This window comes from Empedobacter falsenii (assembly GCF_019308355.1).
Lineage (GTDB): Bacteria > Bacteroidota > Bacteroidia > Flavobacteriales > Weeksellaceae > Empedobacter > Empedobacter falsenii_B.
Map to the genome: position 1 here is coordinate 1 of NZ_JAAGKM010000047.1, position 18,011 is coordinate 18,011.

Below are 18,011 nucleotides of genomic sequence, written 5' to 3' on the forward strand. Positions count from 1 at the left end.
TTTTGCCTTGATTTTGTTTTGATAAGATCTTGACGATCTGAACTTCTGTAAAATTGCTTTGTTTCATAATTATCCCTAAGTTAATAAACTATATTTTTAAACGTTCCGTTTTTTAGGGAAGATTACACATTTACTGATTTTCAATCAAATGAACAACTTTATTCTTTATTAATCAAAATGCACAACGGGTATTATTTATTAGAAAATCATGAAAATTTGAAAGATTTAAAATACTTATACAAATCTTTCTTTAAATATAAAACTCCTTTAAAATATGGAAAATTAACCCATAACTCAATAAATTGGTATAAGACTCTTATTGATAGTTATGATTCTGACAATTATGATTTAAAATATAATGAAATAGTTAATAAATTAAACAAATTTTATATAACTGCTTCTGGTAATCCAAGAAAATATATTGATAATACTATTGATTTATTTAAAGAATTATTAGACAAAGAAATTATAAATTTAGACAAGAAGACTATTTCTTAATATATTATATAAAATTCACTAAAAAAAAGCTCCTTATCAGGAGCTTTAGTTTTTATGCGACATTATTGATAAACTCTTTTTCGAGGATACCGTCTACTATTTTTTCAACCTTATCGATGTTTGCTTTTAGTAATTCGTTGTCTTCTATTTGTTCTATTTCGTGGAACTGTACATGTTTGTTAAACTCTTGCAGTTTGGCGTAATAACGTTTCAATTCTGCTTTGTTGAACAAGTTTCCATTCTTCACATAAATCACATGTATTTTTGATTTGATGTATTGCGAAACTTGCAATATATCGCCTCTATTGCGTGATATATCTATCGAATAAAAAATAGATTTCAGGTATTCGCTTTTAGCTGTTGGCTCTTTTACCAACCAATCTGTAGTCTTAGGACTTGCTGCTATCGGAATAATATTCAGCACCTTATTTGGATACAAACATGCCATTTCCCACGCTAATCCTCCACCTAAATCTGCACCAATAATGGCAAAAATCTCGTCTACTTCCAATTCAAATAACGTCAACCAAAACAATACCGCTACATCGCGTGCTGTAATGTGATCGCGTGGAATATAGTCGTACTTTATGGTTTCGGAAACGCCATTTCCAGGAATATCTATACAGATTACCGTATACTCATTAAGATCAATTGCTTTGTTTTTCCCCATGACTCCATCCCAATGATAGGTACAATCTGAATCTCCATGTAAGGAATGGTTAATCAAAATGACTGGAGCTGTTCCTAATGGAAGTCCAAAAAGTTGAAATGTTACCGAAACATTGTTTAAGATTGTGTTGTCCTCTAAGGGCCAAACTGGGATCGTTACTTGTTGTAAACTTTGCATTGTTTTTAATTTTATATTGGTAATTGTTGTTTTTGTTTAAAAAAAATCCCCATCGAAAATCGACGGGGAAACCTAAAATATATTAAAAAATAAAATCTCTTTTTAGTATACATGACTTTCCCACGTCTGGATATTCCAAACCTGTTTGCGAATCGACATATATAAGCACGTAAACTTCATTTTTTAATTACTTTGTTATTCAAATGTATAAAATAATTTTCGGCAAACAATTAAATTTATCTTAATTATTTGTAAAATTTTCTAAATCTCTATTTTTAATAGCGAAGTGGTCCCCCTAAACTTGTTTCAGGGTCGCATTTAATTCAAAACATAAAAGTTTTAACCACATAGAAACATAGAAATAGATTCCTCGATACCTTGGAATAACAAACTACCATTAGTAACTGTCATGTTGAGCTTGCCGAAACATCTTCTACTGGAAAAGTTTAGATTCTTCATTCCGCTAAAGCTACATTCAGAATGACATCTACTGTCTTGTTGAGCTTGCCGAAACATCTTTTTTTGAGTGCGAAGCTGAAATAAATTTAGCTTGACTAGAAGTATTTATTTAACTCTAAATAATCGTTTTAAAATAAAATTATTAGAATAGATTACTACATATTCAATTTTTTATGTAGTTTTACACCGTATTTCGAATCGTAGAAAACGATACCAACCGAGAGGAGTCTCCACGGTGGTAAAACAATACGGGAGTTCATCCAAAAACAACGAAAAATCCCCTATTATCGAAATACAATAATTGTTTTATTTTAACTATTTATTGTATGTCACAAAACATTTCTGAGCTTAATTTAGCTCCTATATCAGATGAAAAATTGGTCGATTTTATCAATCAACAATTGCCTATTACAGTTCCTGCGCTAAAAGATCATATTATCGAAGAATTCAAGAAAAGAAGTTTGGATTATCGCCATCTATACAATGTAAAAACAGATGAATTGAACATTAAACTTCCGCTTAGTTTAATCGACGGTTGCTTGTTCGAACGTAATATTCCCAAACCGCCTTTGGTAGGTAATTTCTACGCTGTTGTACATAGATTGAGAAACTTTTTGCAACATAGCAAAGAATTGAACGGAAAACGCCTTAAAACGTTTCATTATATCTTCGATCAACTTTATTTACCTTATGAATTGATTGATATTATTTCGGAAGAAGATGTCAAAAATCTAACTGAAGATGATGTATTTATTACTTTCAAAAACTCGAAACAACATTTCCCGAATGATAAGATTATCAATAATATTCCGAAAAATAATTTATTGATTACCGTCGACAAAGGGAATTATTATCGCGGTTTGGATAAAGTAATTTTGTCGCATCAAAATACAATTATCAAAGAAGAAAACTTGAATAACGTAACTGCATAACTGAAATTGCTTTCGACAAATCTCTATATTTGTTGAAAGCAATTTTATATGACGCCAGAAAAAAGAGAATTAGTAGAAGCAAGTTTTAATCGTTCGGAAACCTTAAAATTTTATAACGCATCACTTATCGAATGCGAAACGGACTATGTTTCGATTAAGATTCCGAAACAAGAAATGATGACACGTAAGCACGGAATGTTTAATGGTGCTATGATTGCTTCTTTGGTTGATGTTTCATCTGGTTATGCTGCTGTTTCTCACTATGACGACGATTGTTATGTGGTAACAGTTGAGTTAAAGGTGAATTATTTACGACCTGCTTTGGGTGGCTATTTACTATCAAAAGCCTATGTGATAAAAGGCGGAAAAAAGATAAGCACCATACGCACAGAGATTTTTGTAGTTGACGAAACAACGAACAAAGAAACGCATGTGGCTAATTCTTTGGTAACTATGATGAGAATAAAATGATGCAAAATTTTCTTACCATTGATTATTTAGAACACGGAAATGAAATACAACACAATGTGTTTCATTTGTTGCGCAATCATCAAATTTTAGAAAAACTTGACACATACAAACCTATTGTAGTAGGTACAATTCCGATTGAAATCAATATTGAAAATAGTGACATTGATATTATTGGTGAAACATCTAATTTTGAAAACGCTACAAATCATTTAACCGAGAATTTTTCTCATTATTTTGAATTTAAAATCAATCAATTAATAAACAATAACGAAATTTGTTTGACTTGTAATTTTAGAATTGATACGTTTGAAATTGAGATTTATTTAGAGAATAAGATTCCAACCGAACAAAATGCCTATCGACATATGCTCATTGAGGCGAAACTACTTGAAAAATTTGACGAACCATTCAAAAACAAAATCATCGAACTTAAAAAGAATGGGTACAAAACTGAACCTGCTTTTGCAAAAGTTCTTGAGTTAAAAGGTAATCCATATCTCGCCTTATTGGAGTATGAAGTAGATTAAACAGTTTTCTTATAACGCAATTAATTAAATCAATTCAACTTGTTATTTTCTTCTTTTTTGTTGATTTAATTTTATAAAAAATCGCAGAATGAAAATAAGAGAATTACAATTGTTTACAAATGAGCTAGAAAAAACAAAATCATTTTATACAACTATTCTAGCTTTTGAGTTAATTGAAGAAACCGATAATCAGTTTAGTTTACAAGTTGGTTGGACAAGATTAACTTTTGTAAAATCGAATGAAGAATATATTTAGCTTATGAGAACGATGCAGAATTTGATCAACATTCTATTTTTGGAATTTCTGAAATTGGTTTACCTACAACTTATATTGAAGCAACTAATCATATATTATAATAGAAAACAACATCTAAATTCTGAAAAGGAGATTTTGATACTTTTGGTACTAATGGCTCAGATGAAGGGAAAATATTATTACTAAATTATTTTATTAAAACAACTTAGTTTCCTACAACTGATACAATAATTCCTGCTCCATTTACAGCTATTTTGGAAAATGAAAATCATTATTCAAAAGTAATTTTAGATAATAATAAATTAAATATATCTAATCTTGCCATTTTATAAAAAATAAGCATTGAATAAAAAGTGATATCTTAAGGGTAAAAAAAATTTGGATTGTAACTTTGCATTCCAAATATCTAAAAATGGTAAACTTTATATTAATCGCAGTCTGTATAATCGCGGGAATGGTGTTTAAAGCAACAAAATCTATACATCCTGATGCTCATAAAGGGATCAATACATGGATCTTATATTTAGCTTTACCAGCAGTCTCGTTTAAGTATTTACCAAAAGTAGAATGGTCGCAAGAAATGTTATTTCCTATCTTTTCTACTGTCATTATTGCCGTTGGAAGTTTGTTTTACATGAAATTCTACAGCAAAGCAAAAGGATATTCGGAGAGATCGAGAAGAACATTGGAATTGGCAAGCGGCTATAGCAATACATCTTTTATTGGCTTTCCTTTGATTTCAGCATTTTATGGAGAAAAGTATTTGAGTATTGCGATTATTTGTGATCAAACCATGTTTTTGTGCTTATCAACCATCGGAATAGTTTCTGCATTAAAAGGAGGAAGCAATGGATCTGGAGCAATAGATTCCAAATTTATCTTGAAACGATTATTTACTTTCCCTCCATTTTTGGGTTGTATAAGTGCATTGATTTTATCTCAATTTATCGACTTATCTCCTGCCGAACCATTCTTCGACAAATTAGCTGCAACCGTAGGTCCATTGGCTTTATTTTCGGTTGGATTGCAATTAAAGTTTAATGGTTGGAGAAAATTATGGTCACAAATTTCGATGTCTATGGTTTACAAATTAATGATTGCGCCTGCAGTTGTAATGCTTTTAGCCATCGTAATTGGAATAAAAGGTGATGTGGCTAAAATCTCTATTTTTGAAGCTGCTATGCCTACTTTAGTGACATCGAGTATTATTGCGGAACAATTTAAACTCAACACCAAACTAACCAATTTGATTATTGGAATCAGTATTATTGTAGGCTTTTTTACAGCTGCTTTTTGGTATGAAATGATACAATTGTTTATTCAGTAGATTTAACTGTTACAGTTTTTATTAAAATTGTATCGAGAATTAAGATAAATTTTATCTTCTAAAACCTTATTCTCGATACAAAATTCTAAAAAGAATTTCACTAGAATTGACGGTTTTATTTCAATACTTCTTTCAAAAACAATAATGTATGTTGCCAAGCTCTATCTGCCATTACTTTATTGTAATCAGGTGATTCTGGATTGGTAAATGTATGTTTTGAATTTGCGTAAGTTATCATTTGCCAATCTGTTTTTCCTTCGTTCATTTCAATTACTAAATTCGAAATATCTTCGGGTTTTACAGATTCATCTTCAGCAGGATGTTCAATCAAAACTTTTGTTTTAAGAGGAGTATTTTTTCGAACAGCATCTTTTGCTAATCCACCATGAATAGAAACAACGCCCACAACAGCTAATTGCGCACGAGCAGCTTCTAATGCGCCTGTTCCTCCAAAACAATAACCAATTACAGCAATTTTACTTGGATCTGCACCAGCTTTGATTAACTCTTTCAACGCTAAATCAATTCTTTTTTGATAAGCTGCATAATCAGACTTGTATTTTCCTGCTGCTTTAGCCGCTTCCGCATTATCTTTCGGATTGTTTCCTTCTCCATAAATATCTGCAACAAACGCAATATAGCCTTCTTTTGCTAAATCTATTGCAGCTTGTTTTGCTTCGTTATCAGCTCCTTTCCAAGCCGGTAAAATCAAAACTCCTGGACTTTTCTTTGTTGTGTTATCAGTTACTAAACCGTTCAATTTTTGCGAACCATCTTTATAAGCAACTTGTTTTAGGTTTTGCGCATTTGTCGTATTCATCATCAATACAATTAAAAATAAACATTGAATTACATTTTTCATCTACTAAAAAATTTAAGACATTAAGATAAAAAGAACTAATTTTATATCGGATATTGAATTGAATATTTAACACAATTAGCATGGAACTTATTACATTAAAAACATTTGAAAGCCCTATTGAAGCACATATTTTACGTTCGAAATTAGAGAGTGAACAGATTGATGCTTTTGTTTTTGATGAACATTCGGTTGGGATTAATCAGTTTTTGTCGAATGCTATTGGTGGTGTGAAAGTAAAAATTAAGAAAGAAGATACTGATCGCGCCATGAAAGTATTGGAAGAAATTGATGCGTCAAACTATACCAATGATTTGGACGAAATTCTTGTTTGCCCAAAATGTGGAAGCAATGAGTATTACAGCAATTATAAGTCGATGAAAGGTGGAAAAGGCTTACTTTCTTTATTATCTTCTATCATATTTTGGGTCTACCCTATTTACTACAAAAACGTGTTCAAATGCAAGAAGTGTGGTGAAGAATTTAATGGTTTACAATAAAAAAAGAACGACAATTTCTTGCCGTTCTTTATGAACAAAAATATATGATTTTTATTGATTAAATTGTCCAACGCAATAAGCTTGCTCCCCAAGAGAAACCTGCTCCAAAGGCTGTCAACATCAATAAATCTCCTTTCTTTAATTTTGATGTATTCTCCCAAATACACAACGGAATTGTCGCTGCAATTGTGTTTCCATAATTCTCAATATTAATTAAAGTTTTACCTTCTTCAATATTAATTTCATTACCAACAGCATCAATAATTCGTTTATTTGCTTGATGCGGAACCAACCAATTTACATCTTCTACAAAAAAATCGTTGCGTTTCAAAACATTGACACACGTATCACTCATTGATTGAATTGCATTTTTGAATACAATTTTCCCATCTTGTCTAATGTAACGTTTCTCATCAACCAATAACTGCGAACTCGCTGGATATAAAGAACCACCTCCTTCTATATTCAAGAACTCTTTTCCAGTTCCGTTACTCTGTAACAAAGCATCCAAAATTCCTTCTTCATTTGTAGGCTCTAACCAAACCACTCCAGCTCCGTCTCCAAATAAAATATTTGTCGAACGATCTTTGATGTCTACATACGCGCTGATTTTATCAGCACCAATGACCAAAACATTTTTGTAACGTCTACTTTCAATCAACGAAGCGCCCATGTCCAACGCGTACAAAAATCCAGAACAAGCTGCATTCATATCAAATGCCCAAACATTCTCTATTCCTAACTTTTCGCATACAATATTCGCTGTAGCAGGCATCAACATATCTGGTGTAGAAGTCGCAACAATCAACGCATCAACATCTTTGATGTCTTTTTTGTATGTATCAATTAAATTCTGAATTGCACTAACCGCCATATCAGAAGTCGCTAAACCTTCCTCTAAAATACGACGTTCTTTAATTCCCGTTCTTTTTACAATCCATTCATCAGAAGTGTCTGTAATCTTTTCTAAATCGGAATTAGTTCGTTTATTTTCTGGCACATAACCACCGATTGCTGAAATATGTGCAAATATTTTTTTTGTAAAATCTACCACCATAAAATTCTTTTCATTCAAATTTCATGTATCGATTATCTACTAAAAGACGCATCAATTAAAATTTGAGCAACAAAGGTCTATCCAATTTAACAAATTAGTTAGCGAAATAAACGTAATAATATGTCAAAAAGACGTTTTTAGAAAATTTTCACATTTGCATTGATTTACATCAATTATTAGTTAGAAGCGATAAAAGTTGTTGGCGAAACACCTGCATAATTTTTGAAAAATTTACTAAAAACGGAAGTGTCTATAAAATTTAATTCTGTCACAACATCAGAAACACTATATTTTGGGTTCTTTAGTAAGACTTTAGCTTCTAAGACAATGGCTTCGGAAATGATTTGTTTGGGTGATTTATTAAAGACTTCGACGATGATTTTGGTTAAATGCTTACGACTAATAAACATTTCATCTGCATAAAACTGTACATTGCGCTGACGACGAAAATGTGTTGAAACTAAATATAAAAACTGCTTAGCCAATTCTTCTTTTCTGACTTCTTTCGTTGTACTTTTTGCCGTTACAGCTTGGTTGTAGTAATTTCCCATCTCATACATCATAACTGAAAAGTGATGTAAAACCAAATCTTTTGCAAAGATATTTTCGTTCTTGATGGTGTATTTACTAATCTTGTTCAGATTGTAACGCATATCACGTACAATCTTTTTATCTAAAGAGATGATTTTAGGATATTTAGACGATAAAAACTCTACTAAATTATTGGATTTCACGTGAAAACCAGATTCAATAATCAAATCTGAATCAATGAAGATTGCTTGAACAGCAAAATCAGCCGAATGCTCTATAATCTCGAACAACTGACCTGGAAGTACCACAATAATATCATCACGTTTGATTAACGTTGGTTCTAAATTCACCGTAATTTCACATGTTCCTGCAGTAATTAAAATCAACCCAAGCGACGTAAACTTATAAGGTTTTCGTTTTACAAAATAATAATTGTTTTCAGGACCTACATCAAAGATTGCTAACCGACGATCGGTTGCTTCTTTTTTGTAAGTTCTTAAAATATTATCAATTGAATAAAGTTGAATATAATCACTCATTTTTAGCTTTTATTTTTTCGAATACAATGTTAAAAGATTTTTTTGACAAGTAAAAACATAAATGCGTCTTTTTAACAAAATCTTACGTCATTTTGGTATATCTAATATCCTCTTTCTAATGAAACTTCATTCAATAAAGTCTCGTTATTTTTCATTCTATTGTAGTTATCTGCAACTTGTTTTAGAGCTGTTGTTGCATTTGTAACACTCGCAATATGAGGCGTTACATAAACATTTTCATTCGTCCAAAAAGGATGATTTTCAGATAAAGGTTCTTCTACAAAAACATCTAAATAAGCCTCTTTTATTTGTTTTTCTTCGATTGCAATTAATAAATCCTTTTCGACCAAATGTGCTCCACGACCAACATTAATCAAAACTGCATGAACTGAACATTCTTTAAAAAAGTCTTTATTCAAAATACCTTCTGTATCATCTGTCAAAGGCAAAATATTGACAATAAAATTAGTTTTAGAAATCGCAGCATTCAAGCCTTCTTTTCCAGAAAAAGATTCTACTCCATTTATATTTTTTGGCGAATTCGACCAACCTTTGACTTGAAAACCTAACGCAACAAATTGCTCTGCTACTAACTTTCCGATTTCACCTAATCCTAAAATAGTAATAGTTGTTTCCTTGATATTTTGATAAATAGTAGGCTTCCACTCTTTACGAACTTGATCTTTATAATACGTCAATAGATTTTTCATTGAAGTCATAACACAAGCCAAAACATGCTCAAACATTTCTTGCTTCAAAGCAGGATCAACAATACGTGTTACCTTTATTGAATCTGGAATTTTGGTATGCAACAAATGGTCAATTCCTGCTCCAACAGATTGTACAACTTTTAGATTTGGAAATTCAGCCACATAATTTTTGTGCGGTTTCCAAGTTGCAATAAATTCTACATCTTCTAGATTTGAGATATTTGGATAAACTTCAACTTTCGTATCTGGCAACAATTCTTGTAAATTTCTTTGCCATTCTTCTGTTGATTTTTGATTGAATATTAAGGCTAAACTCATAATTGATTACTTTTAAAACAAATGTAAATAACTCCAAATTAATCACACATTAAATTTGACGATTTGTCAGATTTCTTACATTTGGATTAGAATTTGAAAGAGTTCAAACAAATATATTTTAACTAAAAAAATACACTATAAATGACAAATCCGTTATTAGAAAAATTTGAAACACCTTTTGAAAGTGCTCCTTTTTCTAAAATCAAAAATGAAGATTACAAACCTGCTTTTATCCAAGCAATTGAAGAGGCGAAAGCAGAAATAGATGCAATTACTGCGAATCCTGAAGCGCCAACTTTTGCAAATACAATTGAAGCAATGGAACTTTCTGGTGAAAAATTAGGACGAATTTCTTCTATTTTCTTCAACCTTAATTCTGCTGAAACGAATGATGAAATTCAAGAAATTGCACAAGAAGTTTCGCCTTTATTATCTGAATTTGGAAATGATGTTCGCTTAAATCAAGATTTATTTGAACGAATTAAAATCGTTTATAATCAAAAGGAATCGTTGATTTTAACCGATGAACAAGCTTATTTATTAGAAAAAAAATACAAAGGTTTTTCTAGAAATGGTGCAAACCTAAACGAAGAAGACAAAAATAAATTACGCGAAATAGACAAACAGCTTTCGATGTTATCGTTGCAATTTGGACAAAATGTTTTGGCTGAAACAAATGCATACGAATTGATTATTACTGATGAAAATGATTTGAAAGGTTTACCTCAATATGCTATTGATCAAGCAAAAGCCGATGCAGAACAAAAAAATCACGAAGGTTGGTTGATTACGTTGCAAGCACCAAGCTATATTCCATTTATGCAATACGCAGAAAACCGTGAATTAAGAGAAAAATTGTTTAGAGCAAATGGTGTAAAAGCTTATCAAAATAATGAATTTAATAACGAAGAAAATGTCAAAAATATCGTAAAACTTCGTCACGAACGTGCTAAAATATTAGGTTATAAAACGCATGCTGATTATGTTTTGGAAGAACGTATGGCAAAAACACCAACAACTGTTTTAGATTTCTTGAATGATTTATTAACGAAAGCAAAACCATTTGCGGAAAAAGAAATTGAGGAATTAACTGCATTTGCAAAAGAAACTGATGGGATTGAAACATTGCAACGTTGGGATCATGCGTACTATGCTGAAAAACTAAAACAGAAAAAATTCAGTCTTTCTGACGAAGAATTGAAACCTTATTTTCAGTTAGAAAATGTGATTCAAGGAGCTTTTGATGTGGCGACAAAATTATATGGAATTACATTTAAAGAAATTCATAATATTGATAAATACAACGATGAAGTAACAACTTATGAAGTTCTAGATAAAAATGGAGCGTTCTTAAGTTTATTGTATGCAGACTTTTTCCCGCGTGCAGGAAAACGCCCTGGTGCTTGGATGACAAGTTACAGAGAAGCCTCTAATGTGAATGGAAATACCAAACGTCCGCACGTTTCGATTGTTTGTAATTTTACAAAACCAACGAAAGACACCCCGTCATTATTGACATTTCAGGAAGTGACAACATTGTTCCACGAATTTGGACATGCGCTACACGGAATGTTACCAAATACAACGTACGAAAGTCTTTCTGGAACAAATGTTTATTGGGATTTTGTTGAATTACCCTCTCAATTTTACGAAAACTTTTGTTACGAACCAGAAGCTTTAAAATTATTTGCAAAACATTATCAAACAGGAGAAATTATTCCGCAAGAATTAATTGAAAAAGTAAAAGCTTCTTCAAGTTTTATGGAAGGTTATCAAACTGTTCGTCAATTGAGTTTTGGATTATTGGATATGGCTTATCATGCGAATGATTTGGCTGAAATCAATGATTTACAACAATTTGAAAAAGAAACTTTCAAACAAACAGAGTTGTATCCAGAAATTGATAAAAATATGATGAGTACATCCTTCTCTCATATTTTTCAAGGTGGATATTCATCTGGTTATTATTCATATAAATGGGCAGAAGTTTTGGATGCAGATGCCTTTGCATTCTTCCAAGAAACTGGAATTTTCAATCCAGAAACAGCTCAAAAATTCTATAAACTTTTATCATCTGGAGGAACAGTAGAACCGATGAAATTGTACGAAGAATTTAGAGGTCATAAACCAACAGCAGATGCTTTATTAAAGCGTGCTGGATTAGTATAAATTGAAAATCCGACTACAAAAAGTAGTCGGATTTTTTTATAATATCATTGTTTAATTAATGTAAACTTTCCTCGTGTTGCGACAAATCTAATCCTTCGAACTCTGCTCTATCACTCACACGTAAGTGAATCATTTTATCCGTAATATAAAATAAAGCAATCGCACCGAAAAAAGTAAATAACGAGACAAACAACAAAGCAATCATATGATGTGCAAACACATCCACCCCGCCATGTAACAAACTCGCATTTTCACCATGTGCAAAAATAGCTGTCAAAATCATTCCCATTATTCCTCCGACACCATGACATGCAAAAACATCTAAAGTATCGTCAACTCGTTTTAATACTTTCCAATGAACCATTACATTTGAGACAATAGCAGTAATAAAGCCAAAAAATATACTTTCAGGAATTGTAACAAATCCACAAGCTGGAGTGATTGCTACTAATCCAACTACAGCCCCTATACATGCTCCCATAGCAGAAACGCTACGACCATTAATTCTATCAAAAAGTATCCATGTCATCATTCCAGAAGCAGAAGCAATTGTTGTTGTTCCGAAAGCTAAAGCTGCTGTGGCATTTGCTCCCAAAGCTGAACCAGCATTGAAACCAAACCATCCGAACCATAACATTCCTGTTCCAAGCATAACAAATGGAATATTTGCAGGTTTGTGTTCTCTGTTTTTACGTTTACCTATCACCAAAGCTCCTGCTAATGCTGCAAATCCTGCACTCATATGAACAACAGTTCCTCCAGCAAAATCTTTTACGCCAAAATATTTATTCAATAAACCTTCTGGATGCCAAACCATATGACAAAGCGGTGTGTAAATGATTAAACTAAACAAAATCATAAATAACAAATATGAAATAAAACGCACTCTTTCAGCAAAAGAACCTGTTACAAGCGCTGGTGTAATGACTGCAAATTTCATTTGAAACAATGCAAATAAGACAAATGGAATTGTAGATGCCATGTCTTTGTGTGGAAATGCCCCGACATGATTAAAAAATGGATAACTTAATGGATTACCAATAATTCCGTAATGTTCTCCATTTATTGTAAAACCGATTGATTCACCAAAAGACAGTGAAAACCCAACTACAACCCACAAAATCGAAATCACACCTAAGGCAATAAAACTTTGCAACATGGTAGAAATAACATTTCGTTTCCCCACCATTCCTCCATAAAAAAATGATAAACCTGGCGTCATCAATAACACCAATCCTGCAGCTGCTAAAATCCAGGCGACATCTGAATTTACAATATTTTCTTCGCTAAGGAATTCTCCTGTATTTGGAATATCTACAACTGGTTTCCAAAATAATCCAGCTAATGCAACTAGTGTTATAATTGCAAAAGCTACTTTCCATTTTAATCCAACTTTCATAAGTTTTTAATTTTAACCCTATCAAAATTAGATTATTTTTAAATAAAATCATTTATTTTTAATTACACCCTATAAAAATTAGGGGTTAAAATATTAATTTTACACTTTAAACATAGTTGCCCTATACAAATTCATAAAAAAAGATTCCAAAAAAGGAATCTTTTTATCAATTTGATTATTTAGTTTTTCTAAATTCTATCTAAAATATTCAATTATGTTAAATTCTGAATAATTTTCTGAAAAGCTTTTCTTGGGCTTCCATCAAAATAAACTTCGCCACAATAATGATAACCTAACTTTTCAAAAACACGCAACATTCCAATATTATCAAAGTTGGTATCAACTTTTATATTCTGTATTTTCTTTATAATTGCTATTTTTTCAATTTCATCCATCGTCCAAGTTCCTAAACCTTTTATCTTAACATCTTGTGCAACAGCCAATCGATGTATGACAATATATGGATCATCATTCATCCATTTTCCTTCAATTGCTGTATAAGCAGGTTCTATCTCATCAATAATTGCAACATATCCTATGATTAGATTATCAACATTCTCAATTATATAACCAAAACCATTTGAGATATCATTTTTTACAACATCTAGATTTGGATAACCATTTTGCCATTGATTACTTCCCTCCTCTTTTCTTTTCTCAATTGCTTGTTGCAAAATTTCCCAAATTCTATCTGCATCATTCAAAATAGCTTGACGTAAATTTAATCCAGTCTCCATATCTTATTTTTATTTTCAATATAAGTTATTTTTAAGCAAATCATAAGTTTTGATATTTAATTTTTTGATAAATTAATAGAACTAAACAATGTCATACAAACATGAGGTTTCCAAAATCTATAAAATATGTAAAAATACCTTGGCAACAAGTTTTAGCAATACTTATTTTATTACTCGCATTTGTATTTTTCAGAAGCGAACGCAAAGAAATGATGCAAATTATTCCGAGTATTCAAAGCGCAAAACCTATTTGGCTATTGATCGGTTTCGGAATAACGATTCTCTATATTTCGCTGCAAGCTGCAATGTATATCACAAGTTTCAAAGCAGTTGGTTTACCTCTTAAATTTTGGGACGCTGTCAATTTATTTCTCAAACGAAATTTTATCAGTGTTTTTCTACCAGCGGGCGGAATTAGTTCTTTGGCTTATTTACCCAAACAAATCAAAAAGCAACAATTTGAAACAAATAAAATCATTCAGGCAAGTTCTATTTATGGTTTTATTGGATTATTAACGGTTTTCATCATTGGCGTTCCTATCATTATTTATAGTATTTACGTCAACAAATATTTTAATGATTCGTGGATATCATTAGTCATTTTGGGCATAATTTTAATTCTAGTTTATTTCATTTATAACTCATTCAAAACCAAAAATAAATTCTATCAAATTATAGAAAATAAATTTCCAAAGATTACGGAAGAAATCAATCCAATTTTTGAAGCTTCTTTAGACAGGAAAAATATTAATCTCACAATTCTAATTTCAACAATCATCGAAATTACTGGGATTTTACACGTCTACATCGCAATGTTAGCGTTAGGTATTCAACCCACTTTTGATGCAGCAGCTTTGGCTTATACGATTTCTGTTTTATTGATGATTATTTCGCCTTTTTTGAGAGGTTTGGGTGCTGTAGAATTTACGATGGTGTATATTTTAACACAATTCGGCTATTCTCATAACCAAGGTTTAGCTACAACTTTATTGTACCGCGTTTTCGAATTTTGGCTGCCTTTAGGTTTTGGATGTTTGAGTTTTATGTGGCGTGGAAGAAAACTATTTGCACGAATTTTTCCTGCTGTTATGATTTTTACATTAGGAATGATTAATATAATTTCAGTCATCACTCCTCCTCTTGCAGAACGTTTGCATTTCGAAAAATTGTATTTACCAATCGAATTCATGCATCTTTCAAAATTGATGATTCTATTTGTCGGAATTGCTTTATTGATTACTTCATCTTATCTCATCAAAGGATTAAAATCTGCATGGATTTTTGCTTTAATATTTGCCATACTTTCATTTTTTGGAAATATATTCAAAGCATTGGATTACGAAGAAGCTGGATTCGCATTTTTCACAATCGTGCTATTAATTTACAGCAGGAATCAATATCCATTGAAAACAAATTTGAAACGATTAAGACAAGGATTCTCTATTTTTTTAATGGCATTTTTTGCAATTTTTATTTTCAATGTTTTAAGTTTTTATTTCATTGATAAACGTCATTTTGGTGTAGATTTCTCTTGGAATCAAGCTTTTTATTATACATTTCAAAACTTCTTATTATTCAGCGAAAACAATTTAGTTCCGAGAACAACCTTTGCCGAAGATTTTAAAGACATCAATATCTTTTTTGGATTTAGTTCTTGGATATTATTGATTTTAGCATTTTTTAGAGCTAAAAATTATAACACAAAAGGTATTCAGGATTATGAAGAAGCAGAAGAAATCGTCGAAAAATATGGTAATTCAGCATTAGATTATTTTAAATTAATGGATGATAAAACTCTTTATTTTTCTTCAAATATTGATGGTTTTGTCGCGTATAAAATCGGTTTAAATTTTGCTATTGTTTTGGATAATGTTGTATGTGATGCAAAGCATAAATCAGATTTAATTTCAGAATTCGAGAACTATTGCAAAACAAAAGGTTTGAAAACTGCTTATTATCGAGTTTCGGAAAACGATTTAATTGATTTCAGAAATTTAAAAAAACAATATTTATTAATTGGTCAAGAAGGAATTATTGAAGTTGATTCCTTTAATCTTCAAGGTAAAGAACGTAAATCGATGCGAAATGCATTGAATACTTTAGAGAAAAAAGGTTTTAAAACAGAAGTTATTTTGCCTCCTTTGACAGAAGAATTTTTAAATGAAATTGAATCTGTCTCAAATGAATGGTTAAAAGAATTTGATAAAAAAGAAATTGTATTTGCAGAAGGTAAATTTGACAGAGGAATATTAAAAAATCAAACGATTATTACGCTGAGAAATGAAGAAAATAAAGTGGTTACATTTCTGAATGTTATTCCAGATTATGCAAAAGATGAGATGACTTACGATTTATTTCGAAGAACTGTCAATTCGCCAAATGGTAGTATGGATGCGGTGATAATTGCATTAATTAATCGCGCCAAAGCAAATCAAAAGAAATATATCAACATTGGTTTAACTCCTCTGGCTGGTTTAGATAAACCAAATAATATTGCCGAGCAACTCATGAAATTTGCTTATCAACGAATTGGGACGTTTAAACAATATCAAACAATGCGCGATTTCAAAGAAAAATACGCCAATTATTGGATCAACAAATACATCATTTATGATAATGAAGTGGAACTTATTCAACTTCCACAAGCGTTAAATAGAGTTATGAAACCTCAAGATGAAAACTAAAAATCTCATATTATTTGGATTGATTATCACTACAATTGGTTTGTATATCGTACGTACAAAAGGAGATGATGTGGATATCAAAGATCCTTTACCGCTTAAAATATGGGAGAATAAAAATGACACTAAACCTATCTTGTTTTATTTAAGTGGAGATGCTGGATTAGGACCTTTTTCAAAATCAATTTGTAAAAATCTTTATCAGAAAGGCTATGATATTTATGCTTTAAATTCTAAAGTTTATTTTTGGAATGAAAGAGATCCTAAAAAAACGGCTGAAATATTAAGTCAATTTTTAGAAGAAAAGTTCAAAAATCACAAAAATCAAAAAGTTGTATTTATCGGTTATTCTTTTGGTGCTGATGCGATTCCATTTATTATCAATGAGCTTCCGACAAAAACCAAAGATCGAATTCATCAACTTATTCTTTTAGATCCGTATGAAACTGCTGATCTTGAGATTCATTACAAAAATTTAATTTTTGAAAACGTAAGCGGAAAATGGAATACAATTCCAGAAATTAATCAATTACCTAACTTACATTTATCTATTATTTTAAGTGATTATGGAAAAAATTATCCCTACAATAAAATTACTTTAACCAATAAAAACATAATTTATTTGGGTGGTAATCATCACTTTAACCGAAATTATCAAAAAGTAACTGAGACTATTACTAAGCAATTAAAGTCAAATTAGAAAATATTCATTTAACATAATTACATCTTGTGATATTCCGAACTTTTTTGTTTTAAAATCATCAAGCTCTCTTTTAATTTGTTAATCGTAGAATAAGAATGAAACTTATTCTTATTTAGTTGAATGGTGTAAAAATTATCATAATACTTTCTAGCTAACTAAAAGTTTAAAACATAAAAAAACCTCAAGAACTAAATCTTGAAGTTTAAATAAAAACTGGCGATGACCTACTCTCCCGCAATAGCAGTACCATCGGCACTGAAAGGCTTAACTTCTCTGTTCGGAATGGGAAGAGGTGAGCCCTTTCGTAATAATCACCCTAATATTTTTTGTATTTTTAATCAGGTTTACATCCTGATGATTCGATAAAAAAGCCTCAAGTTGTTCACTTGAGGCTTTTGATAAAAACTGGCGACGACCTACTCTCCCGTAAGTAACAGTACCATCGGCGCAGGCAGGCTTAACTTCTCTGTTCGGAATGGGAAGAGGTGAGC

Annotated in this window: 17 protein-coding genes, 2 rRNA genes and 1 riboswitch; of the genes, 10 read left to right on the plus strand and 9 right to left on the minus strand. The window is 31.1% G+C overall.

The features are described 5' to 3' along the window. Window positions 1-216: 216 nt before the first annotated feature. Window positions 217-498 carry a hypothetical protein gene (locus tag G0Q09_RS13100; protein ID WP_219035212.1) on the plus strand — a complete coding sequence of 94 codons (282 nt, stop codon included), beginning with the start codon at window positions 217-219 and terminating at the stop codon, window positions 496-498. 52 nt (window positions 499-550) lie between these two features. Here G0Q09_RS13100 and G0Q09_RS13105 read toward each other — a convergent pair whose 3' ends face one another. After that, window positions 551-1,345 carry an alpha/beta fold hydrolase gene (locus G0Q09_RS13105; protein ID WP_219035213.1) on the minus strand — a complete coding sequence of 265 codons (795 nt, stop codon included), beginning with the start codon at window positions 1,343-1,345 and terminating at the stop codon, window positions 551-553. Between the two features lie 642 nt (window positions 1,346-1,987). Then, window positions 1,988-2,082: riboswitch (SAM-I-IV-variant riboswitch) on the plus strand. A 48-nt stretch (window positions 2,083-2,130) separates the two neighbouring features. On the opposite strand from G0Q09_RS13105, the gene G0Q09_RS13110 reads away from it, so the two are divergent. The 5 genes from G0Q09_RS13110 (at window position 2,131) to G0Q09_RS13130 (ending at window position 5,317) form a co-directional block, all read left to right on the plus strand. Next, window positions 2,131-2,736: a hypothetical protein gene (locus G0Q09_RS13110; protein WP_115001178.1), complete on the plus strand. Its 606-nt coding sequence runs from the start codon at window positions 2,131-2,133 to the stop codon at window positions 2,734-2,736. A 48-nt stretch (window positions 2,737-2,784) separates the two neighbouring features. Beyond that, window positions 2,785-3,207, plus strand: coding sequence for a PaaI family thioesterase (locus G0Q09_RS13115; protein ID WP_219035214.1), 423 nt, complete (start codon window positions 2,785-2,787; stop codon window positions 3,205-3,207). After that, window positions 3,204-3,734 carry a DUF4269 domain-containing protein gene (locus G0Q09_RS13120; protein WP_125350461.1) on the plus strand — a complete coding sequence of 177 codons (531 nt, stop codon included), beginning with the start codon at window positions 3,204-3,206 and terminating at the stop codon, window positions 3,732-3,734. Before G0Q09_RS13115 ends, G0Q09_RS13120 begins: the two co-directional genes overlap by 4 nt. Window positions 3,735-3,822: 88 nt before the next feature. Next, a complete protein-coding gene (locus tag G0Q09_RS13125; RefSeq protein ID WP_219035215.1) occupies window positions 3,823-3,990 on the plus strand; it encodes a VOC family protein in 168 nt (55 codons plus the stop codon). 412 nt (window positions 3,991-4,402) lie between these two features. Further along, window positions 4,403-5,317: an AEC family transporter gene (locus tag G0Q09_RS13130; protein WP_038337191.1), complete on the plus strand. Its 915-nt coding sequence runs from the start codon at window positions 4,403-4,405 to the stop codon at window positions 5,315-5,317. A gap of 115 nt (window positions 5,318-5,432) precedes the next feature. Here G0Q09_RS13130 and G0Q09_RS13135 read toward each other — a convergent pair whose 3' ends face one another. Beyond that, window positions 5,433-6,179: a dienelactone hydrolase family protein gene (locus G0Q09_RS13135; RefSeq protein WP_219035216.1), complete on the minus strand. Its 747-nt coding sequence runs from the start codon at window positions 6,177-6,179 to the stop codon at window positions 5,433-5,435. A gap of 80 nt (window positions 6,180-6,259) precedes the next feature. Here G0Q09_RS13135 and G0Q09_RS13140 point away from each other — a divergent pair, with 80 nt between their 5' ends. Then, window positions 6,260-6,676: a putative signal transducing protein gene (locus G0Q09_RS13140; RefSeq protein ID WP_219035217.1), complete on the plus strand. Its 417-nt coding sequence runs from the start codon at window positions 6,260-6,262 to the stop codon at window positions 6,674-6,676. 58 nt (window positions 6,677-6,734) lie between these two features. Here G0Q09_RS13140 and G0Q09_RS13145 read toward each other — a convergent pair whose 3' ends face one another. The 3 genes from G0Q09_RS13145 to G0Q09_RS13155 all read right to left on the minus strand — a co-directional run bounded on the left by G0Q09_RS13145 (window position 6,735) and on the right by G0Q09_RS13155 (window position 9,831). Next, window positions 6,735-7,733 (minus strand): beta-ketoacyl-ACP synthase III, encoded by a 999-nt coding sequence (locus G0Q09_RS13145; RefSeq protein WP_219035218.1) that lies wholly within the window; start codon window positions 7,731-7,733, stop codon window positions 6,735-6,737. 176 nt (window positions 7,734-7,909) lie between these two features. Further along, window positions 7,910-8,803: a helix-turn-helix domain-containing protein gene (locus G0Q09_RS13150; RefSeq protein WP_219035219.1), complete on the minus strand. Its 894-nt coding sequence runs from the start codon at window positions 8,801-8,803 to the stop codon at window positions 7,910-7,912. 101 nt (window positions 8,804-8,904) lie between these two features. Further along, window positions 8,905-9,831 (minus strand): 2-hydroxyacid dehydrogenase, encoded by a 927-nt coding sequence (locus tag G0Q09_RS13155; protein ID WP_219035220.1) that lies wholly within the window; start codon window positions 9,829-9,831, stop codon window positions 8,905-8,907. A 141-nt stretch (window positions 9,832-9,972) separates the two neighbouring features. Here G0Q09_RS13155 and G0Q09_RS13160 point away from each other — a divergent pair, with 141 nt between their 5' ends. Beyond that, window positions 9,973-12,000 carry a M3 family metallopeptidase gene (locus G0Q09_RS13160; RefSeq protein ID WP_219035221.1) on the plus strand — a complete coding sequence of 676 codons (2,028 nt, stop codon included), beginning with the start codon at window positions 9,973-9,975 and terminating at the stop codon, window positions 11,998-12,000. Window positions 12,001-12,055: 55 nt separating this feature from the next. Here the strand turns inward: G0Q09_RS13160 and G0Q09_RS13165 are convergent, their stop codons facing one another. Continuing rightward, the gene (locus tag G0Q09_RS13165; RefSeq protein ID WP_115001189.1) at window positions 12,056-13,399 is read right to left on the minus strand and encodes an ammonium transporter; all 1,344 of its coding nucleotides are present in this window, start codon (window positions 13,397-13,399) and stop codon (window positions 12,056-12,058) included. 212 nt (window positions 13,400-13,611) lie between these two features. Further along, a complete protein-coding gene (locus G0Q09_RS13170) occupies window positions 13,612-14,136 on the minus strand; it encodes a GNAT family N-acetyltransferase (protein WP_115001191.1) in 525 nt (174 codons plus the stop codon). Between the two features lie 101 nt (window positions 14,137-14,237). Here G0Q09_RS13170 and G0Q09_RS13175 point away from each other — a divergent pair, with 101 nt between their 5' ends. Together G0Q09_RS13175 and G0Q09_RS13180 are read left to right on the plus strand one after the other, a co-directional pair. Then, entirely contained in the window at window positions 14,238-16,820 is a 2,583-nt protein-coding gene (locus G0Q09_RS13175) for a flippase-like domain-containing protein (RefSeq protein ID WP_219035222.1), read from the plus strand. Continuing rightward, entirely contained in the window at window positions 16,810-17,517 is a 708-nt protein-coding gene (locus tag G0Q09_RS13180) for an AcvB/VirJ family lysyl-phosphatidylglycerol hydrolase (protein WP_219035223.1), read from the plus strand. Before G0Q09_RS13175 ends, G0Q09_RS13180 begins: the two co-directional genes overlap by 11 nt. 214 nt (window positions 17,518-17,731) lie before the next feature. On the opposite strand, the gene rrf (G0Q09_RS13185) is transcribed toward G0Q09_RS13180, so the two are convergent. Together rrf (G0Q09_RS13185) and rrf (G0Q09_RS13190) are read right to left on the minus strand one after the other, a co-directional pair. Beyond that, window positions 17,732-17,839, minus strand: a 5S ribosomal RNA gene (rrf, locus tag G0Q09_RS13185). 84 nt (window positions 17,840-17,923) lie between these two features. Continuing rightward, a 5S ribosomal RNA gene (rrf, locus tag G0Q09_RS13190) occupies window positions 17,924-18,011 on the minus strand; the annotation flags it as partial.